Genomic DNA, 18,223 nt, shown 5'->3' with positions numbered 1-18,223 from the left:
AGCGCTCTTGTTATTGTGGTTTATCAATGTTTTTAGAATAGTTTATTCTCAATTGCTTGTATATAAGAAATAATAATTCAGCTTTCACCATCGCACTAAAGACCTTGTTGCCATCGTTTTATGCAATCATCACAATACTCGCAACAGTGTAAGCAACGATGCTCAACGCACCTGCAAATAAGGCGTATGGCATTTGTGTTTTAACGTGTGTGAGTAAGTCGCAACCTGCCGCAATAGATGAAATAGCCGTTGTATCAGAAATAGGTGAACAGTGATCACCAAACACGCCACCACCGAGTATTGCTGCAATCACTAATGAAGGTGGCAATCCTAGGGTTTGAATGAGTGGCACACCAATGGGTACGAGTATGGCAAAGGTACCCCAGGACGTGCCGGTGGTGAAAGACATAATACCGCCAGCAATAAATAGCATCGGGGCAACCAACACTAAAGGTAAGTAATCCCCCACGAGTCCAGCGACATAAACACCGGTTCCTAGCTCTTTTAGGCTAGCACCAAGGGTAAGTGATAAAAGGACAATGGTAACAACGGGTAGAAGTTCACCAATTCCTTTGAAGCCTAACTGCACAACTTCATGATGAGTAAAACGTTTGTGCCATAGCAATAATAGATAGGCGACAACACAAGCTAAAAATGTGGAATACAGTACGGATTTAGTGCCACTACCCTGAATTAAGTTACCTTGCCCCGTCCACAGCATAAATGCAATCATACCAAATATCATGACGCCTAGCGGCAGTAGCATAAAACGCGCTTTCGTGGGAGCTGTGTTTTCTAAACTCTGATTAGAGGTTTCGCACAGTTTTTCGGCCTCTTTCATCGGACCGTGCACTTTATCTTTGGCTATCGTGTAAGCCACCACAAATAGCGTAATAAGTGCGTAAAAATTTAAGGGAATGGTGCCTACTAAAATGCTAACTGGCGTTTCAGTGAGTTCATAATTGCTAAGCAAGCCTAATACTAAAGACCCCCAGCCATTGAGTAGTATTAAAATACACACCGGGGCGCTCGTACTATCAATAATATACGCTAAACGCGCCCGGCTCATTTTGTATTTGTCGAATAAACCGCGGGCTAGAATTCCAGCTGTAAGCACACTTAAATTTGACTCAATGAATACCGCAATACCCGTAAACATGGTCAAACTACCCACTTGCCTTTTGCTTTTACCGATGCCTTTGTTGATTAAAAAATTCACTGTGGCCGCTACACCACCGGAATCCCGTATAAAGGCCAAAAGAGCGCCAACTAATAAACTAAATAACAACACTCTGGCATTGCCGGGATCACTGACAATACTCACAATTTGCTCAATGGTATTAATGGGCGTTAGCCATAAAGAGGTGTCGGGGCTGGCAAACAGGCTAATAAACTCGGCACTTAATATAGCTAGAAATAAGGCGAGGATGACTTCCTTTTTCCAAAAGACCACCACGATGGCGACGATGGGTGGAATGATTGAATAGATGTCCATCTTGGGTTCCTGTTTTAGTATTGCAATTTGCACATTGCTATTTTTTAGCGATTATACTGGGCTATTCACCTGAGTAGGTCAATATCAGGGCAAGCTTTGTAGCAAGAAAAATAATATTTTATTCGTATAATTAATATTAACTGCAATAACTAATGCCTTTTTAACGGCATGTTTCAAGGTAATTCTTACAAGTACATCGGAAAATAATTCTTAAGACACCGTATCAATCTGCTTGCTTCAAAAAAATTACCAATAAAAACAGTAGGTTATTTTTTGGCATTGATTTAGCTAATTGACTGCAGTCACTCAATTTAAAGCAGAATTTACGTATGAAAAAAACTCATGATTTTCAAATAAACCAACAACAAGGCAACACAGGTTCACTCATGCTGGGCAAGTCTATTCATCGTTTTAATTGGTTTGGTTCTTTAGCCTACGCAACCCAGTGTGTAAACGTGTGGCTTAAGTCTTAGCTACATTTGGTGGACTAATAGTGTAGAGCTGACGAATGCCAACATGCATTCAGAAAGATAATGAGTTAAAGACAGTTTTGTTCATTTTTACCTAACAGCAGGGCTACTTTTAAGCCTTACGGAATGAGGAGAATACGATGAAAGCGATATCAATCACACTTTTACTGGTGTTGTGCTCAGTGGCTTCTATATTTGCAATCAGTGAGCCGCTACAACACCAACAAGCTACTCAAAAATTGCCCCCAGAATTGATTCAGTTAGGGGTGAAAATCAATGGGGTCGCTATCCTACCTGTCGCACGAGACCCTCGATTACGCTTTGAGCGCGCACAACATTATTATCAGCAAGCGCACAAACATCTTGAACAAAACTGGAAAAAACGCGCGGTGGAAGATGCTAATCGAGGGCTCTCATTACTGGCGATGAATGAGGTATAGGGCAGCCTGACAACACAGCGTAAGGGCGCTACCACTTAAATAATATAGGTAGCGGTGCCGGTGGCGATGTGCACGTTGGCTTCATTGTGCAAATCCATCCGACATACAGCAACTTTGTTTCCACGCCGTATCACTTGCGCGCTAGCGATAAACTGCTGACCTTTTCCCGGCCGCAAATAATCAACGCGCATGTCCAAGGTGCCACCATTGGCAAGTTGGGCGTAGAAGGTTTGAATCTCAGCTTCAGAACGCAAGCTCTTTACGCCATATAAGAGAGCAGCAACACTTCCGACGGTATCTAGCACTGCAGCAGTGACTCCACCATGTAATATTTTGTGAACCGGATTGCCCATTAGATTATCGTGCCAATTTAATTTTATCTCTGCTTGAAAGTCATCTAAACGGCTAACTTGCATGCCCAACAGTTGATTGAAGGGCATATTTTCATTGAAAAAATGCGTAATGTGATTTGCTACGTCCTGAATTAATTGACTCATCGTTAAGTTCCAGCAGCCAAGTTAAAGAAGCTGCTTATGCCATGTAACACCGCACTAACGGCAATGGACGCCAATATCATGCCCATTACCCGACTTACTACACTCGCACCGGCCTCGCCAATCACATTGAGAATGCGGCTGGCCAGAAGCATAAAAATAAGAGTAATGAGCAGAACACTTAAAATGATGAGTGTTGTCACGCCCTGATGAACCCAAGAAAATCGATGATTGTCTGTAAGGAGTACCGCCGCCATCATCGCCCCAGGGGATGCAATAGAGGGGATCGCAAGTGGAAATACATATTTGTGCATATTGCTCTCCACTAGATGTAACTCAGTTTCAGGTTTGCTTTCACCAAAAATCATGGTTAACGCGAAGAGGAATAAAATTATGCCGCCCGCAATTTGAAAGGCGGATAGGGGAATTTGCATGGCATCTAACAGATATTCACCTACCAATACAAAAAATATCAGCACGATAGCCGCAACTAACGTCGCTTTAATGGCTACTTGGCGCACAAGTTTGCCACTCATACCGATGGTGACAGCGATAAAAACGGGAATAGTGCCGATGGGATCAATGACAGCCCACAGTAATACAAATTGTCTAATTAAATCGTCCATCATGTCCTTCCGTATTCAGTATGGGGATGCTCTATCGCTTCCAGCGCCGATAGTACCTTGAATCGTCTCTGCGTGTCATGTAGAGGTAAATGAAAACGACGCGATAGACTTTTATTCTTAGTCTTTGTGCACATTTTTATTACTAAGCTCGTGAAGCACAGCTAAAAAACCTTTAGACTTGCGGGCCTTAATTTATGACGATGAGTTGATATTTGACTGCCCCTATTTCTTTGATGCAACAAGCCACCACCTTACTCAATAACATTTTTGGTTATACCGAGTTTAGAGCTGGGCAAGCAGAAGTCATTGAACAGGTGTTAGCGCAACGCGATACCTTAGTTTTAATGCCCACTGGCGGCGGCAAATCGCTCTGTTACCAAATACCAGCGCTTGTTTTGCCGGGTTTAAGTATTGTTGTATCACCGTTAATTTCATTAATGAAAGATCAAGTTGATGCATTAAATGCATATGGCGTTGAAGCCGCGTACATCAACTCTAATCTCAATTCTGAGCAGTTGTTAAGTGTTTTTCGTGGCATGCAAGATGGACGTTATAAATTAGTATATGTGGCTCCAGAGCGTTTAATGAAACTCGACTTTATCGAACGTTTGCATAACTTAACTATCAGTTTATTTGCGGTAGATGAAGCCCACTGTGTATCGCATTGGGGCCATGATTTTCGTAAAGATTATCGTCTATTAGGGCAAATAAAACAGCAGTTTCCTCATGTTCCAATACTCGGTTTGACCGCAACCGCCGATTTAGCCACCCGCGCCGATATCGTTCAACAGCTTAACCTAGTGCAGCCCTTTGTGTTCAAGGGAAGTTTTGATCGGCCAAATATCCGTTACAACCAAGTGACTAAATACAAAGCAACAGAGCAAGTGATACAGTTTGTAAAACAGCAAGACGGTAGCGGCATTATTTATTGTAATAGCCGTAAGAAAGTAGATGATTTGACCTTAGCCCTAGCGAAGCAAGGGGTAAATTGCGCGGGTTATCATGCGGGTTTAGAAGGCGGCGTTCGAGATCTCATTCAGCGTGATTTTATTCAAGACAAAATTGATATTATCGTCGCGACAGTCGCTTTTGGCATGGGCATTGATAAGTCAAACGTACGGTTTGTTGTGCACTTTGATTTGCCTCGTAGTATTGAGTCTTACTATCAAGAAATTGGTCGCGCTGGGCGTGACGGCATGCCTTCTGAAGCCTTATTACTATACGATGAGAAAGATGCAGCACGTATTAGGCAGTGGATCGCTAGTGGTGAAAACGAAGCGCGTAATGAAGTCGAATTACAAAAATTTGCCGCGATGGAAGCCTTTGGTGAAGCGCAAACTTGTAGGCGACAAATTTTACTTAATTATTTTGCTGAATATTCCGCCGGCCAATGTCAAAACTGTGATATTTGTTTGGATCCCCCTAAGGCGTTTGACGGCACTATTGATGCGCAAAAGGTGTTGTCTTGTGTCTATCGTTTATCCCAACAGGTTGCCAGTCAATACTTAATTGATGTGTTACGAGGGAAACAATTAAAACGCATTATTGACTTGCAGCACGACAAACTGAGTACCTTTGCCATAGGAAAGGAGCAAAGTGATGCTTATTGGCACAACATTATCAATCAACTGATCCATAGGGGCTTTCTTCGGGTGGATATCACGCAACATTCGGTGCTTAAGTTAACTGAAGCAGCTCGCCCCGTTTTGCGTCAAAATCAGCATGTAGAATTGGCTGTGCCGCGTTTGACAATAGATTTAAGCAATAATAAGCGCGCCATTGAGCAAGACTACGATCGAGCACTGTTTGCCAAACTCAAACATTTACGCAAAAACATTGCCGAACAAGATGATGTTCCGCCCTTTGTGGTATTCAGTGATGCAAGCTTGGCTGATATGGCAGTAAAATGCCCGCAATCAAGTCATGAATTTTTAGCAGTTTCAGGAGTAGGTCAAACCAAACTAGAGCGCTATGGCCCACGATTTATTGACGCTATTGCAAGACATTTAGCTTAGTATAGTCATGAGTTAGTCGGATTTAGATAGTTTTTTACCTGCATTTGAATCATCGGCACCATCTCCTTTTCAAACCAAGTATTGCGTTTGAGCCAACTATTATTGCGTTTGAGCCAACTATTATTGCGTGGGCTTGGATGCGGTAAGGAAATTATCTGGCTGGGATTTTTTAACCAGCTCTGCGCTAATTGGCTTACTGAGGCAGACGGTTTGTTTAGGTAATAAGACTGTGCATATTTTCCGATTACCAGGATCAATTCTATCTTGGGTAGGGCCGTCAAAATTCGCTCATGCCATGTAACAGCGCATTCTGGTCTTGGGGGTAAGTCGCCACTGCGGCCCTTACCGGGATAACATAGCCCCATTGGTAGAATCGCTATCTGAGTTGCATCATAAAACTCTTTATGCTCGACACCTAACCAGCTCCGCAGACGCTCTCCACTAGGATCATTAAAAGGTCTACCCGACAGATGAGCCTGTTTACCAGGTGCTTGCCCCGCCAGTAATATCTTAGCTTTCGGGTGTATCTGTAAAATGGGCTTAGCGCCAAGGGCTAAAAATGGACTACACACTTGGCAACGTTTTATTTCGCTTAGCAATGAATTAAAAGGAGACATGTATTGAGTTGGGTTTCCGAGGACTTAAAACATCAGCACAGCCTACTACCATGTAAAAAAAACGCTATAAAATAATGAGCCAAAAGCGGTTTTCAAGCGATTGTTTTATATATAAAAAATTATGATTGAGGCAAGTTAAAAGAAGCTTTTTGTGCATGGCCTGCCTTAATACTTAACTTCCTATGTCGGTGATTTTGACGCATACTTATCGGCCATTATTCACCTAATGACCTGCAAATTCGTGAAAGATACATCGAAAAAAAATGCCGATCCAAAAGTTGAGCGCTTAAAAATACCCCCCCATTCTATAGAGGCTGAGCAGTCTGTACTCGGTAGTATGTTAATTGCTCCTGATGCGTGGGACAAAGTAGCTGAATTAGTCAACGATGAAGATTTTTATAATCGTTCTCATCAAATCATTTTTCGCGCAATTTTACGTTTATTAAGCAAAAGCCAGCCAATTGATTTAATTACTGTTTCTGAAGATTTAGAAGAGCGTAATGAATTAGAAGACGCTGGTGGCTTTGCTTATTTAGGTGAACTTGCGCGTAATACGCCAAGTGCCGCAAACGTTACAGCCTATGCACAAATTATAAAAGAACGCGCAGTAACCCGTGAATTGATTGGTGTAGCACATGAAATTGCTGAAGCGGGATATAATCCGGAAGGCCGCAATAGCGGCGAAATTCTGGATATGGCAGAAAGCAAAGTATTCGAAATTGCTGAAAAACGGACGGGCAAAGATGAAGGCCCAAAAAACGTAGAATCTGTGCTGGGTAAGACCATTGATCGTTTAGAAATACTGGTAAAAAGTAATAAAGAAGTGACTGGTGTTTCTACTGGTTATACGGATTTAGATAAAAAAACCAGTGGTTTACAGCCTTCTGATTTGATCATTGTAGCAGCGCGTCCTTCAATGGGTAAAACCACCTTTGCCATGAATTTATGCGAAAACGCGATGTTACTCGAAACGAAACCTGTATTGGTCTTTAGTTTAGAGATGCCTTCTGAACAAATCATGATGAGGATGTTGGCTTCATTAAGTCGAGTAGATCAAACGAAAATTCGTACCGCTCAGCTTAACGATGAAGATTGGGCGCGTATTTCTAACACGATGGCGATGCTCAAAGATAAAGATAATTTATTTATCGACGATTCATCAGGCTTAACCCCCATGGATGTGCGCACACGTGCTCGTAAACTTGCTCGAGATCGTGGCGGTATCAGTCTTATCATGATTGACTATTTGCAACTCATGCGGGTTCCCAGTTTAAGTGATAATCGTACCTTGGAAATTGCTGAAATTTCTCGTTCACTCAAGGCCCTAGCAAAAGAGCTTGAAGTGCCAGTTGTCGCTTTATCTCAGTTAAACCGTGGACTAGAGCAACGAGCCGATAAAAGACCGATTAATTCAGATTTGCGTGAATCTGGTTCAATAGAGCAAGACGCGGATTTAATCATGTTTATTTATCGTGATGAGGTGTACCACGAGGAAAGTACTGATAAAGGTGTTGCGGAAATCATTATTGGTAAACAGCGTAATGGTCCCATTGGTACCAGTAGATTGACTTTCCAAGGTCAATTCTCGCGCTTTGATAATTACGCAGGACCGGCTGTTGCCGATGATTATTAAACCTTGAAAAAGGTTAGAAGTAAGCGCTTGTAAAATTTACAAGCGCGGTGACTTTTTTACTGGGTAACTCTCTTCGTAAGGCTGATAAAACTCGAATTTAAGCATAAAAAAAGGAGATGCAATGCATCTCCTTTTTGTTGTTCGTCTAATATTGAAAGACTATTTTTCTACTTTAACGCGTTTGCTAGCTGACACCTTTGCAGTAATGCGACGGTTTTTAGCATTAGCTGCTGGTGTATTAGCAGTATCTAATAATTGCGTTTCACCAAAACCTACAGCAGTGATACGTGAAGCATCGATACCATATTTAGTGATCAGTAACTTTCTTACTGCATCCGCACGCTTCTGAGACAGTTGTAAGTTATAAGCCGCTTCACCTGGAGCTGAAGCATGACCTTCAATTACAGTGTCAGTGTTTGGATAACGATTCATGAAATCAGCAAAGGCTTGTAAGTCACTTACGTGGTTTACAATCACCGCACTGTTGTTAGCAAAAGTGAATTTCAATTCTTGGCTAACTTCTTCTTCCATAAAGACGCTACAACCTACTGCATCTACTTTATCTGTTATTGGTGTATTAGCACATTTGTCATCGGCATCAGCAACACCGTCGCCGTCTGCGTCTGCGCCGATTGCACAACCATTACTGTTGACTTTTGTGCCAGCAGGAGTGTTAGGACATAGGTCTAAACTGTTTAACACGCCATCTTTATCTTGGTCAATATCACAGCCTTTGGCATCAACTTGTGTACCTGGCGCCGTGTTAGGACACATATCTAGGGTGTCATTAACACCGTCGTTGTCGCTATCTTTTGCCTTAGCAGGGCCGCTTTCACCGAATGAATAAGCTAGGCCTAACTTAAGACCAATATCTTTGTTATCAGTATCGACATCGTTGTAAGCGGCAATCTCAGTTATTAGCTTAAACTTGTCATTTAGGTCCCAATGTTTACCTAGACCGATATTGATAAGCATTGCATCTTCAACGATATCATTACGCTTAATTCCACCAAAAACGTAAAGTAGATCATCAGGTAAGAAATATAAAATATCTGCTCCAACACGATTACTTGATGAGTCTTTACCTTCAGGGCCTGCATTTACACTTAAATGTGAAAACTCTAAACGAGCAGCCCACTCTGGTTTGAACCTAAAGCCAAGCTCAGCGCCTAAACCAACTGCGTCACTATAGTAATAAGGAAAGCCAGAAATTTCTTGATCAGTTGAATAATATTCACCGAAGCCAGCAACCCATTTGTCGCCCTCTTTGCCCGGTTCAGCAAAGGCTTGAGTCGAAAGAGCTAGCAATATACTTGCTGCTAATGTAATTTTTTTCATGTTTACGTCCTTTTGAGTGTGTTCTGTGTTTAACTAAAATTGTATCATCAAATAGCATTAGACTTAACCTTCCTTATGAAGTGAATTGTATCAATTCAGCAACTACGAAGGAATTGAGTCTCTGCGATATTCTTATTTAATTTTAAAAATTCGTTTTATACCTCCTTTTAAAGGTGTTAGAAAACGAACTATTTCATGTTAGCGATGCTCGCTAAAGCAAAGCATCGATCATGCCAAAAACGAAATTCTAATTACAAAAAACAAATATTGCGGTTTTGCAAGTTAGAACGTTCGCCATTTTCTGTATTTAATCGTTGAAACACATTTCTAAATACAGATTTCCCGATGCATGACTAAACGGAAGAATTATTTTTTTGCCATCCACTTGATGATCTACGGTGTGGTTTTTTCCTGAAACTACCATTGGGGTAGCCATCCCAAATTCAAAACCTTTTTGACTTAATTCATTTTTAGCGCCACCACAAATCATATTAGTGATTTCACCGACCATATCTTTAACGTCAGCATTGATGGTTGTAGGTTTTTCACCAAGCATCTTATGCATTATTTCAAGCACTAAGCCTTCTTCAAAAGAGATGGATAAAGAGCCTTGGATATTTTCACCAACCATGCCAATGAGTCCTGATATATCTCCGCCTGCCTTATCGTCACTTTTACGTTTTGGCTTACCCGGTTTCAGCTCAGTTTGAGCCATGGTGCTCATCACGTTCATTAAAGCGCTGATAAAAGGATTAATAAATTCGGCATTCATAAGTCACAGAGTCCTCGGATATTCATGAAAAATTGGATAAATTAGCACATCATCTATTTGCATGAAGAGCAAATGCCATGAGCTTCGATAGTTTGCGTTACGACATTAAATCCAACCGATTGAGCTTGTTTATCTAATGTTTCTTTTAAACCTTCAGATTGGATTTCTTGGACTTCACCGCAGGTATCACAAATCAAAAATTGAACAGGGTGGTTGCAATCAAAATGATGGCACGCTACAAATGCGTTAGTTGACTCCAACTTATGAACTAAACCAAATTCAAGTAAAAAGTCCAACGTTCTGTATATTGTGGCGGGTTTCGCGCCCGGTTCACTAAGCTTTAAAGAATCTAATAATTCATAAGCGCCAATAGCGCCTTCTTGCTGTAGCAATAATGCGTAAACTTTTTCTCGTAACGACGTAAATCTTGCGCCTTTTTTTTCGCAAAAAGCGCGGGCTTTACTTACATGTACATCAAGACCAGTCACTGATTATTCCTAAGATATTAACTAGTGAATAATACCACTTTTTTACAAAAAACTTAGTCATTTTTGCTAATTCATACTTTTGTATAGTTGCCGATACTTTTTCAGTGTAAGTTTCTTACTGATATGTTGCAAATAAAAGACATAGTTAAAACATTTCAGTGAAAAAACAAAATATTACAGGCTGCAAGGCATGAAAAATAACCCCAAATAAACTGTCGCAAATTACAGACTTAAGAGCAATTCTAAGTATTTCAAGGTCATTAACCTATGTGATATTTATGTTAAACTGTCACTCTCACAATATAAGAGCAAGGTTATGGTAGAGCAAAATATTCGGATTCAAGCTGAGCAAGTCGCTATTTGGATAATAATAGTTGGAGATAAATTAATTCAACTCAATCAAGAATCTGGTTATCTCAAAAAAGCGTGGAGCGATTTGTCTTTTGTCCATGCTTACCAAGAACAAATTGTGAAGATTGGCGATTATGAAGGCCATCCTTGTTTTTTGATTGACATGGGCAATGAGCAAATAGATGACGACACATTTGCTTTAGTGAGTATGCGCTCAATCTTGACCGAAGTTGATAATGCTTTTTTTGGCATTGCAGCTCGGGCTTGGCAAGTTGCATTATTTATGCGGACTCACCGCTATTGCGGACAATGTGGAACAACCATGCAACAGGTTGAATGGGAAATGGCCATGCATTGTTCTCGCTGTAATCATCGTTGTTATCCTCGTATTTCTCCCTGCATTATTGTGGCGATCAGGCATAAAAATAAGCTGCTATTAGCACAGGGCAAACCCCATCAATCTCGTCAAATGTACTCAACCCTCGCAGGTTTTGTTGAGAGTGGTGAAACCCTTGAAGAGGCCGTACATCGAGAAGTGATGGAGGAGGTGGGCGTTAAGCTCAGTAACTTACGTTATTTTAATAGTCAGCCATGGCCCTTTCCTCACTCATTGATGGTAGGATTTTTAGCCGATTATTTAGAGGGCGATATTGTAGTAGACGGTCATGAGATCATTGATGCTCAATGGTTTGATATTGATGCGTTACCGGTTATACCACCAACCTTCTCAATTGCTGGCCAGTTAATCCAACACACAATAAAAGAAATTAAACTCAATCAGAAGATTGAACCTTAAGGTAGAAGCAATAAAAAACCCCACAAAATGTGGGGTTCGAATGTTTTAGCGTCTTGGTCTCGTTAACGAGCTTCTTATTGTTTAAATGCTTTCGCAACACTTTTATAACAAGGTCCAACCAGCTTTGCAAGTTTTTAGGGCATTTAACCAATATAAGCCTGTTTAACTCCGCTAAAGTCGCTACAATACCCGCCTTTTATTGCTTTTTTAGCAAGTAGTTCCGGTAGAGGATGCAATGCAACAATTACAAAATGATCGTTATTTAAGGGCTTTACTTCGTCAACCTGTGGACATGACACCCGTGTGGATGATGCGCCAAGCAGGTCGATATTTACCAGAATATAAGGCAACTAGGGCTGAAGCAGGCGACTTTATGTCTTTGTGCAAAAATGCTGAGCTTGCCTGCGAAGTGACCTTGCAACCCTTACGTCGTTTTGAGCTAGATGCTGCGATTTTGTTTTCAGACATCCTAACCATACCTGATGCAATGGGTTTGGGTTTGTACTTTGAAAATGGCGAAGGACCTAAATTTGAGCGTCCTTTAAGCTCGATGAGTGAGGTTAAACAGTTACCTATACTTGATCCAGAAGTAGAGCTGGGTTATGTGATGAATGCCGTGCGCACTATTCGTAAAAACCTTAAAGGAAGCGTACCGCTGATTGGTTTTTCTGGCAGCCCCTGGACCTTAGCCACTTATATGGTGGAAGGTGGTTCAAGCAAGGCTTTTACCAAAATCAAAAAGATGGCGTTTAGTGATCCCGCAACCTTACACGTTTTGCTAGATAAGTTAGCGGACTCAGTTATTCTTTATCTTAATGCTCAAATTGCTGCTGGTGCCCAATCCGTCATGGTATTCGATACTTGGGGTGGGGTTCTTTCACCTCGAGATTATAAAGATTTTTCATTGCAATATATGCATAAAATAGTGGATGGTTTAACGCGAGAAAATGACGGACGCAAAGTACCGGTAACCTTATTCACAAAAAATGGTGGGATGTGGTTAGAGGCCATTGCGGCAACTGGCTGTGATGCAGTGGGGCTTGATTGGACGATTGATATCGCTGATGCTAAGCGCCGAGTTGGCGACAAAGTGGCTTTACAGGGAAATATGGATCCTTCCATGCTGTATGCTGACGCGCCGAGAATTGAACAAGAAGTACAAACGATTTTAGAGGGCTTTGGTCAAGGGCCAGGGCATGTTTTTAATTTAGGTCACGGTATTCATTTAGACGTACCACCTGAAAATGCCAAAGTGTTTGTTGATGCTGTGCATAAATTGAGTAAACCCTTCCATCTTAAAAACTAAGTGCGTTAAGTTAAAATTCCTTGCCAGTAAGCGACATCAATCCATCGGTTAAATTTTCGGCCAACTTGTTCAAAGTGGCCGACTTTCTTCATATTAAATTTTTCATGTAAGGCTATACTGGCTGGGTTTGGTAGCGCAATTCCTGCAATGACCACATGTACACCCTTTGCTTTCAATAAAGTAAACAGGCGTTGATACAAATTTGAGCCCCAGCCTTTACTCTGACATTCCTCTGTTAAATAAACAGTGATCTCAACTGATTGAGCGTAAGCACTGCGAGTTTTCCATTGGCTTGCATAGGCGTAACCTATGATATTAAGGCATTCATCAACAGCCACGAGCCACGGCAAACCTAAAGCCTGAATGGCTTTGATTCGACTTGCCATGATAGAAGGTTCGACAATTTGCTCTTCGAAGGTAACGACAGAATTCAACACGTACTCGTTATAAATTTCGGCAATGCCTTTGGCATCTTCTTCTGTTGCCTGTCGAATCCGCCCCATGTCTTGCTCCTATTTTTTTCAAGCCTAACTACAACCTACTCTAGTACTTCATTTAGGTAGGCCGCTATTCGTACACCACCCATCTGTAAGCGTTGTTGCACGGTTGGCATGTGCTGATACAAGTAGTCCCATGATAATTTATTTGAACTTGGGTATACTGAATCTCTGAGTACGCTGCTTTCTTTGATCCACACTTGCGGATCGGTAACTGACCATTCTTTCAACTGTTTTTCAGATATTTTTCGGCTTAAAATTGTCGTCCATTCAGTATATGAAAGCTCTCTTTTGTCCATTAATTCAGAGTCCCATACTCGATGCAGATTTGAATCCTGCCAAAAGAACTCGAGTTTCACCTCGTTACCACCCTTGTCTGTACCGTTACCTACATGTAAAGGCTGATGTAAATCGCCAATAATATGTACAATAAAACGCAAGGCCAACTGCTTGTCTGCCAAACTTGCTTTTGGATCTTTCAAAGTCGAGGTAAAGCTATTTAAGGCAGTTAATGCATCACCTTCCTTAGGTGGTTCAACTTCGTGATAACTATGTCCAGCTGGGACTGTCACATAATGCCAAGGGTTTGCAGTTTTTTTCCAAAACTCACTGGGATCTGAACGCATTTCATCAGGGTAAGTTGATGCCTCAGCTAAATCCTCATTACCCAGCATGTTCGCTATGGCTTGTTTAGCTTGTGGTGTTAAATACTGTTCGGCAATGGCACCAGTAACACGATGCCCATTTTGACCCCAAGCTACAGCTTGGCCACTTAATAAAATGGAAGTTACAGCAAATACAATCGTTTTTAATTTCATGGTTATTCTTAATATAAGTTATCAAAAGTTGGTTAGAGTTAGACGCTGGTTAATTCAAGGTTTGTGATTTTATCTAATAATAATTGGTGGATTCCACCAAAGCTACCATTGCTCATCACCACAATGTGGTCGCCGGGTTTTACATAAGCGATAATCGATTTTACTAACTTATCCATGTCTTTATACATTAAAGCGGTTATCTCACTTTGTGCTAATAAATCATCCATAGACCAGGTTAAATTACTGGGCTCAAAAATAAACACTTGGTCAGCGGCGGACCATGACTGTGCCAAGCTATCTTTATGCACACCGAGTTTCATGGTGTTTGAACGGGGTTCGAGTACAGCAAGAATACGCTCGCTGCCAACCTTGGCTCGTAATCCTTTTAGTGTCGTTTCGATGGCGGTGGGATGATGGGCAAAGTCATCATAGAGCGTTATACCTTTGACCTGAGCTTTCACCTCCATGCGTCTTTTTACGTTCACAAACTGCCCCAAGGCTTCAATGGCAATATGGGTCGGTACACCGACATGGTGGGCTGCAGCAATGGCCATAACCCCATTACTAATATTGTGATGGCCTAATAAGTTCCAGCTTACCTTACCTTGACTTTGTCCTTTCAACATGATTTCAAATTCACTTCCGTCATCGGCGACATGGCCTAGCTGCCAATCTTTCCCCACCATCTGGACTGGAGTCCAGCAGCCCATATCGAGTACGCGAGTTAGATTTTTATCTGATTGAGGGATGAGCACTAAGCCGTTGTTTGGGACGGTACGCAACAAATGATGAAATTGCTTTTGAATGTCTGCGAGGCTGTCAAAAATATCTGCGTGGTCAAACTCCAAATTATTAAGGACGACAGTACGCGGATGATAATGAACAAATTTAGAGCGTTTATCAAAAAACGCACTGTCGTATTCATCTGCTTCAATAACAAAAAAAGGACTTGCGCCTAAACGTGCTGACACGGAAAAGTTTTGTGGAATACCACCAATTAAAAATCCAGGATGCATATCAGAAAATTCTAATATCCAAGCTAACATACTTGACGTTGTTGTTTTGCCGTGCGTGCCAGCAACAGCCAAAACCCAGCGGTCTTTTAGCACGTTTTCTAATAGCCACTGAGGGCCGCTGACATAGGAAATGTTGCGATCGAGTACATATTCAACGGCGCTATTGCCTCTAGATAAGGCATTGCCAATAATAACGAGATCGGGTTCAGGGTTGAATTGCTCGATTGCAAACCCTTCTGTCAAGGTGATACCAAGTGATTCCAATTGTGTGCTCATTGGCGGATAAACATTACTGTCGCAGCCAGTAACTTGATGTCCAAGTGCTTTTGCGATGGCTGCAATACCGCCCATAAATGTGCCACAAATACCCAGAATATGAATGTGCATAGTTTAAGTAGTCAAATTAAATATGACTGGTAGCCTATCAGAACAGCAAGCCTCAACCCAATCACTAGTTAAAAATTAATTGTTTCAAAAAAGGAATTTTCACTTTATAGATTGTGATTTTTCGGTATCGTTAGCACAGTTTTTCCTTGTAAGCGTTATGAGCGAAAAAAACTCGCAGCAATCAAAACAATAATAAGCTGTTAACCCTCTACCCTACACAAATAAAAAAGGTATACACGTACTATGAAACGTTTGAACTCTCAACTTCAGGATGATGGGGCTCCCATGGAGCTCATATTGTTGATAAGAACTTTATTGGCAGGCTGTAAAGAAATTGCCTTTAGGGTTAGCCAAGGTGCTTTAGCTGGTGTGCTAGGCTCAACTTTGAGTGAAAACGTACAGGGCGAAACTCAAAAAAAATTAGACGTTATTTCTAATCAAATTTTAAAAGATATTTTAAAAGATTCGGGATATGTGAAAGCCATTTCATCTGAAGAAGAAGATGACGTAGTGGCCTGTAATCCAGAAGGTAAATATTTAGTGAGCTTTGACCCACTTGATGGTTCATCAAATACAGATATCAACAGTTTGATTGGCACTATTTTTTCTATCAGTCATGCGCCCCAGTGGATGAAACCTGATGACCCTTCGGCTTTTTTACAGCCAGGTACGCAAAGTGTGGCAGCGGGATATGTGCTTTATGGTCCCTCGGCGATGTTAGCCATGACTACAGGCCGTGGCACTCATCTTTATACCTTAGACAAAACTCATGGTGGCTTTTTGTTGACCAAAGCCAACGTCAAGGTGCCAGAACAAACCAGTGAGTTTGCGATTAACACATCTAATCAACGTCATTGGGAAGAGCCTATTCAACGCTATGTTAGCGATTTAATCGCAGGTGAAGATGGCCCTCGTGGTAAAGATTATAATATGCGGTGGGTTGCTGCTATGGTGGGCGATATTCACCGTGTACTGAGTCGTGGTGGTATTTTCTTGTATCCTTTTGATAAACGTAATCCGGAAAAACCAGGTAAATTACGTTTGTTGTACGAGGCAAATCCTATGGCCTTTTTGATGGAGCAAGCGGGCGGTTTAGCAGACACTGGCGCTGGTCGTATAATGGAAGTGATGCCAACTGAAATACATCAAAGAGTACCGGTTTTATTAGGCTCCAAAGAAGAAGTGGAAGCCTGCTTACACTATTACAAATAGTCTTGCATAAACCTCGTAACAAAAACCATTGTTTTAGATTTTTGTTACGAGGCGAATACGTGGTGTCGCTTCTTCACTAAAGTACTAGGCCAAAACCTAGTGCGGTATAGAAAAAGTGACTTAAAACCCCGCTTAAAAAGTGATTTACCCTACATTATTCATGACTTGTCATTTCATCTTCATGCTCTAGCCTTTATAATCCGGCGCAATTATTCGCAAAATATAGGAAAAACTATGAGTTTAAATGACGTGCCCGCAGGTAAAAACTTGCCTGATGAAGTCAATGTTATCATTGAAATACCCGCCCATTCTGACCCAGTAAAATATGAAGTAGACAAAGATACCGGAGCCATCTTTGTTGATCGGTTTATGGCGACATGTATGCACTACCCAACGAATTATGGGTACATCAATAATACCTTGTCTGAAGATGGTGATCCCGCTGACGTATTGGTGATGACTCCATTTCCATTATTAGCTGGTTGCGTTATTAAATGTCGTCCTGTGGGCGTATTAAAAATGACGGATGAGTCTGGTACCGATGCTAAAATCTTAGCGGTTCCAGTTGACAAGTTGTCTACTATTTATCGTGGTATTACTGATATCGATCAGGTGCCTGAATTGACTAAGCAGCAAATCCAACATTTCTTTGAGCATTATAAAGATCTTGAGCCGAATAAATGGGTCAAGATCGATGGCTGGGAAGATGCTGCCGCTGCAAAAGCTGAAATTGTTGATAGCCTTAAGCGCTACCAAGAGACTAAATAATACCAATCGCGTATTGTTTTAGTGAAAGCCGACATCAGTCGGCTTTTTTGTGTCTACTTCATTCGCTTTACATAGCATTGCAAGTGATACTATCGTGATGAAAAATAAATCGTTAATTGGGGACAGTCATTTTAGTGGGAGCTTTAGGACTTGAAATCCGTTTGTCTATTGACAGATGTAAACGAAGATTGCTAAATAAAAGCGTATTAAAAGGTCAAAAAATGAAAAAAATTCTTATTATGCTGTGTTTTATAGCCATGAACGCGCACTCAGAAACCTTAGAGTTATTCTGGGAAGATATGGTCCCTAAAGATTATATTGCTCCGCAACAACAAGTGCAGCATGAGGGCAGTATGGCCCAGCAAAATTTAGATGCGCCTGTGGTCACATCATTAAATGGTAAGCGCGTAAAAATCCCTGGTTTTATCGTGCCTCTTGAAGGGGACAACGAGCTGACTCGGGAATTTTTACTGGTGCCTTATTTTGGCGCTTGTATTCATGTTCCCCCTCCTCCGCCTAATCAAATAGTATATGTGAAGTTTTCTCAAGGTGTGCCGATAGATAACCTATATGACGCGGTCTGGGTGACTGGCATTTTATCGACAGATGCATGGGAAGGTGAACTCGCTAGCGTTGGTTATAGTTTAACGGGTATAAGTGTGACACCTTATGATGGATAATAGT

General features: G+C 41.3%; 19 protein-coding genes. 9 read left to right on the top strand and 10 right to left on the bottom strand.

From position 1 onward, the window contains the following. Window positions 1-118: 118 nt before the first annotated feature. A complete protein-coding gene (locus ACEN2L_RS07190) occupies window positions 119-1,495 on the bottom strand; it encodes a Na+/H+ antiporter NhaC family protein (RefSeq protein ID WP_441742852.1) in 1,377 nt (458 codons plus the stop codon). Between the two features lie 329 nt (window positions 1,496-1,824). Here ACEN2L_RS07190 and ACEN2L_RS07185 point away from each other — a divergent pair, with 329 nt between their 5' ends. Both ACEN2L_RS07185 and ACEN2L_RS07180 read left to right on the top strand, forming a co-directional pair. Continuing rightward, a complete protein-coding gene (locus tag ACEN2L_RS07185; RefSeq protein WP_441742850.1) occupies window positions 1,825-1,968 on the top strand; it encodes a hypothetical protein in 144 nt (47 codons plus the stop codon). 137 nt (window positions 1,969-2,105) lie between these two features. Further along, complete coding sequence (locus ACEN2L_RS07180; RefSeq protein ID WP_306022051.1) at window positions 2,106-2,405, top strand: hypothetical protein; 300 nt, start codon at window positions 2,106-2,108, stop codon at window positions 2,403-2,405. Between the two features lie 35 nt (window positions 2,406-2,440). Here ACEN2L_RS07180 and ACEN2L_RS07175 read toward each other — a convergent pair whose 3' ends face one another. Together ACEN2L_RS07175 and ACEN2L_RS07170 are read right to left on the bottom strand one after the other, a co-directional pair. Continuing rightward, window positions 2,441-2,902, bottom strand: a complete 462-nt coding sequence (locus ACEN2L_RS07175) for a thioesterase family protein (RefSeq protein ID WP_441742849.1) — start codon at window positions 2,900-2,902, stop codon at window positions 2,441-2,443. Between the two features lie 2 nt (window positions 2,903-2,904). After that, a complete protein-coding gene (locus tag ACEN2L_RS07170) occupies window positions 2,905-3,528 on the bottom strand; it encodes a MarC family protein (RefSeq protein WP_441742847.1) in 624 nt (207 codons plus the stop codon). 209 nt (window positions 3,529-3,737) lie between these two features. Here ACEN2L_RS07170 and recQ point away from each other — a divergent pair, with 209 nt between their 5' ends. After that, on the top strand, window positions 3,738-5,540 hold the full coding sequence (gene recQ / locus ACEN2L_RS07165) for a DNA helicase RecQ (protein WP_441742845.1): 1,803 nt from the start codon (window positions 3,738-3,740) through the stop codon (window positions 5,538-5,540). Between the two features lie 5 nt (window positions 5,541-5,545). Here recQ and ACEN2L_RS07160 read toward each other — a convergent pair whose 3' ends face one another. Continuing rightward, on the bottom strand, window positions 5,546-6,157 hold the full coding sequence (locus ACEN2L_RS07160) for a uracil-DNA glycosylase family protein (RefSeq protein WP_441742843.1): 612 nt from the start codon (window positions 6,155-6,157) through the stop codon (window positions 5,546-5,548). Between the two features lie 241 nt (window positions 6,158-6,398). Here ACEN2L_RS07160 and dnaB point away from each other — a divergent pair, with 241 nt between their 5' ends. Beyond that, window positions 6,399-7,790, top strand: a complete 1,392-nt coding sequence (gene dnaB / locus ACEN2L_RS07155) for a replicative DNA helicase (protein ID WP_441742841.1) — start codon at window positions 6,399-6,401, stop codon at window positions 7,788-7,790. Window positions 7,791-7,949: 159 nt separating this feature from the next. On the opposite strand, the gene ACEN2L_RS07150 is transcribed toward dnaB, so the two are convergent. The 3 genes from ACEN2L_RS07150 to ACEN2L_RS07140 all read right to left on the bottom strand — a co-directional run bounded on the left by ACEN2L_RS07150 (window position 7,950) and on the right by ACEN2L_RS07140 (window position 10,388). Continuing rightward, entirely contained in the window at window positions 7,950-9,128 is a 1,179-nt protein-coding gene (locus ACEN2L_RS07150) for an OmpA family protein (protein ID WP_441742840.1), read from the bottom strand. Window positions 9,129-9,435: 307 nt separating this feature from the next. Further along, window positions 9,436-9,900, bottom strand: a complete 465-nt coding sequence (locus ACEN2L_RS07145; RefSeq protein ID WP_306023581.1) for a chemotaxis protein CheX — start codon at window positions 9,898-9,900, stop codon at window positions 9,436-9,438. Window positions 9,901-9,953: 53 nt separating this feature from the next. Then, window positions 9,954-10,388 (bottom strand): transcriptional repressor, encoded by a 435-nt coding sequence (locus tag ACEN2L_RS07140; RefSeq protein ID WP_306023580.1) that lies wholly within the window; start codon window positions 10,386-10,388, stop codon window positions 9,954-9,956. Window positions 10,389-10,704: 316 nt separating this feature from the next. On the opposite strand from ACEN2L_RS07140, the gene nudC reads away from it, so the two are divergent. Continuing rightward, window positions 10,705-11,535, top strand: coding sequence for an NAD(+) diphosphatase (gene nudC, locus ACEN2L_RS07135; protein ID WP_306023579.1), 831 nt, complete (start codon window positions 10,705-10,707; stop codon window positions 11,533-11,535). 235 nt (window positions 11,536-11,770) lie between these two features. Then, window positions 11,771-12,841 (top strand): uroporphyrinogen decarboxylase, encoded by a 1,071-nt coding sequence (gene hemE / locus ACEN2L_RS07130; protein WP_441742837.1) that lies wholly within the window; start codon window positions 11,771-11,773, stop codon window positions 12,839-12,841. A gap of 5 nt (window positions 12,842-12,846) precedes the next feature. On the opposite strand, the gene ACEN2L_RS07125 is transcribed toward hemE, so the two are convergent. The 3 genes from ACEN2L_RS07125 to mpl are packed head-to-tail and all read right to left on the bottom strand — an operon-like array spanning window position 12,847 to window position 15,559. Then, on the bottom strand, window positions 12,847-13,344 hold the full coding sequence (locus ACEN2L_RS07125; protein ID WP_306023577.1) for a GNAT family N-acetyltransferase: 498 nt from the start codon (window positions 13,342-13,344) through the stop codon (window positions 12,847-12,849). 35 nt (window positions 13,345-13,379) lie between these two features. After that, a complete protein-coding gene (locus ACEN2L_RS07120; protein ID WP_441742834.1) occupies window positions 13,380-14,156 on the bottom strand; it encodes a S1/P1 nuclease in 777 nt (258 codons plus the stop codon). Between the two features lie 38 nt (window positions 14,157-14,194). Continuing rightward, window positions 14,195-15,559: a UDP-N-acetylmuramate:L-alanyl-gamma-D-glutamyl-meso-diaminopimelate ligase gene (gene mpl / locus ACEN2L_RS07115; protein WP_306023575.1), complete on the bottom strand. Its 1,365-nt coding sequence runs from the start codon at window positions 15,557-15,559 to the stop codon at window positions 14,195-14,197. Between the two features lie 243 nt (window positions 15,560-15,802). Between mpl and ACEN2L_RS07110 the strand changes: the two genes are divergently transcribed. The 3 genes from ACEN2L_RS07110 (at window position 15,803) to ACEN2L_RS07100 (ending at window position 18,219) form a co-directional block, all read left to right on the top strand. Then, the gene (locus ACEN2L_RS07110) at window positions 15,803-16,771 is read left to right on the top strand and encodes a class 1 fructose-bisphosphatase (RefSeq protein WP_306023574.1); all 969 of its coding nucleotides are present in this window, start codon (window positions 15,803-15,805) and stop codon (window positions 16,769-16,771) included. A gap of 234 nt (window positions 16,772-17,005) precedes the next feature. Continuing rightward, complete coding sequence (gene ppa, locus ACEN2L_RS07105) at window positions 17,006-17,539, top strand: inorganic diphosphatase (RefSeq protein ID WP_306023573.1); 534 nt, start codon at window positions 17,006-17,008, stop codon at window positions 17,537-17,539. Between the two features lie 221 nt (window positions 17,540-17,760). Beyond that, window positions 17,761-18,219 carry a DUF3299 domain-containing protein gene (locus ACEN2L_RS07100; RefSeq protein ID WP_306022877.1) on the top strand — a complete coding sequence of 153 codons (459 nt, stop codon included), beginning with the start codon at window positions 17,761-17,763 and terminating at the stop codon, window positions 18,217-18,219. Window positions 18,220-18,223: the final 4 nt, after the last annotated feature.

The sequence above is a fragment of the Flavobacterium sp. W21_SRS_FM6 genome, from assembly GCF_052119645.1.
Classification (GTDB): Bacteria; Pseudomonadota; Gammaproteobacteria; order Enterobacterales; family Alteromonadaceae; genus Paraglaciecola.
This window is presented reverse-complemented; position numbering and strand designations above follow the sequence as displayed.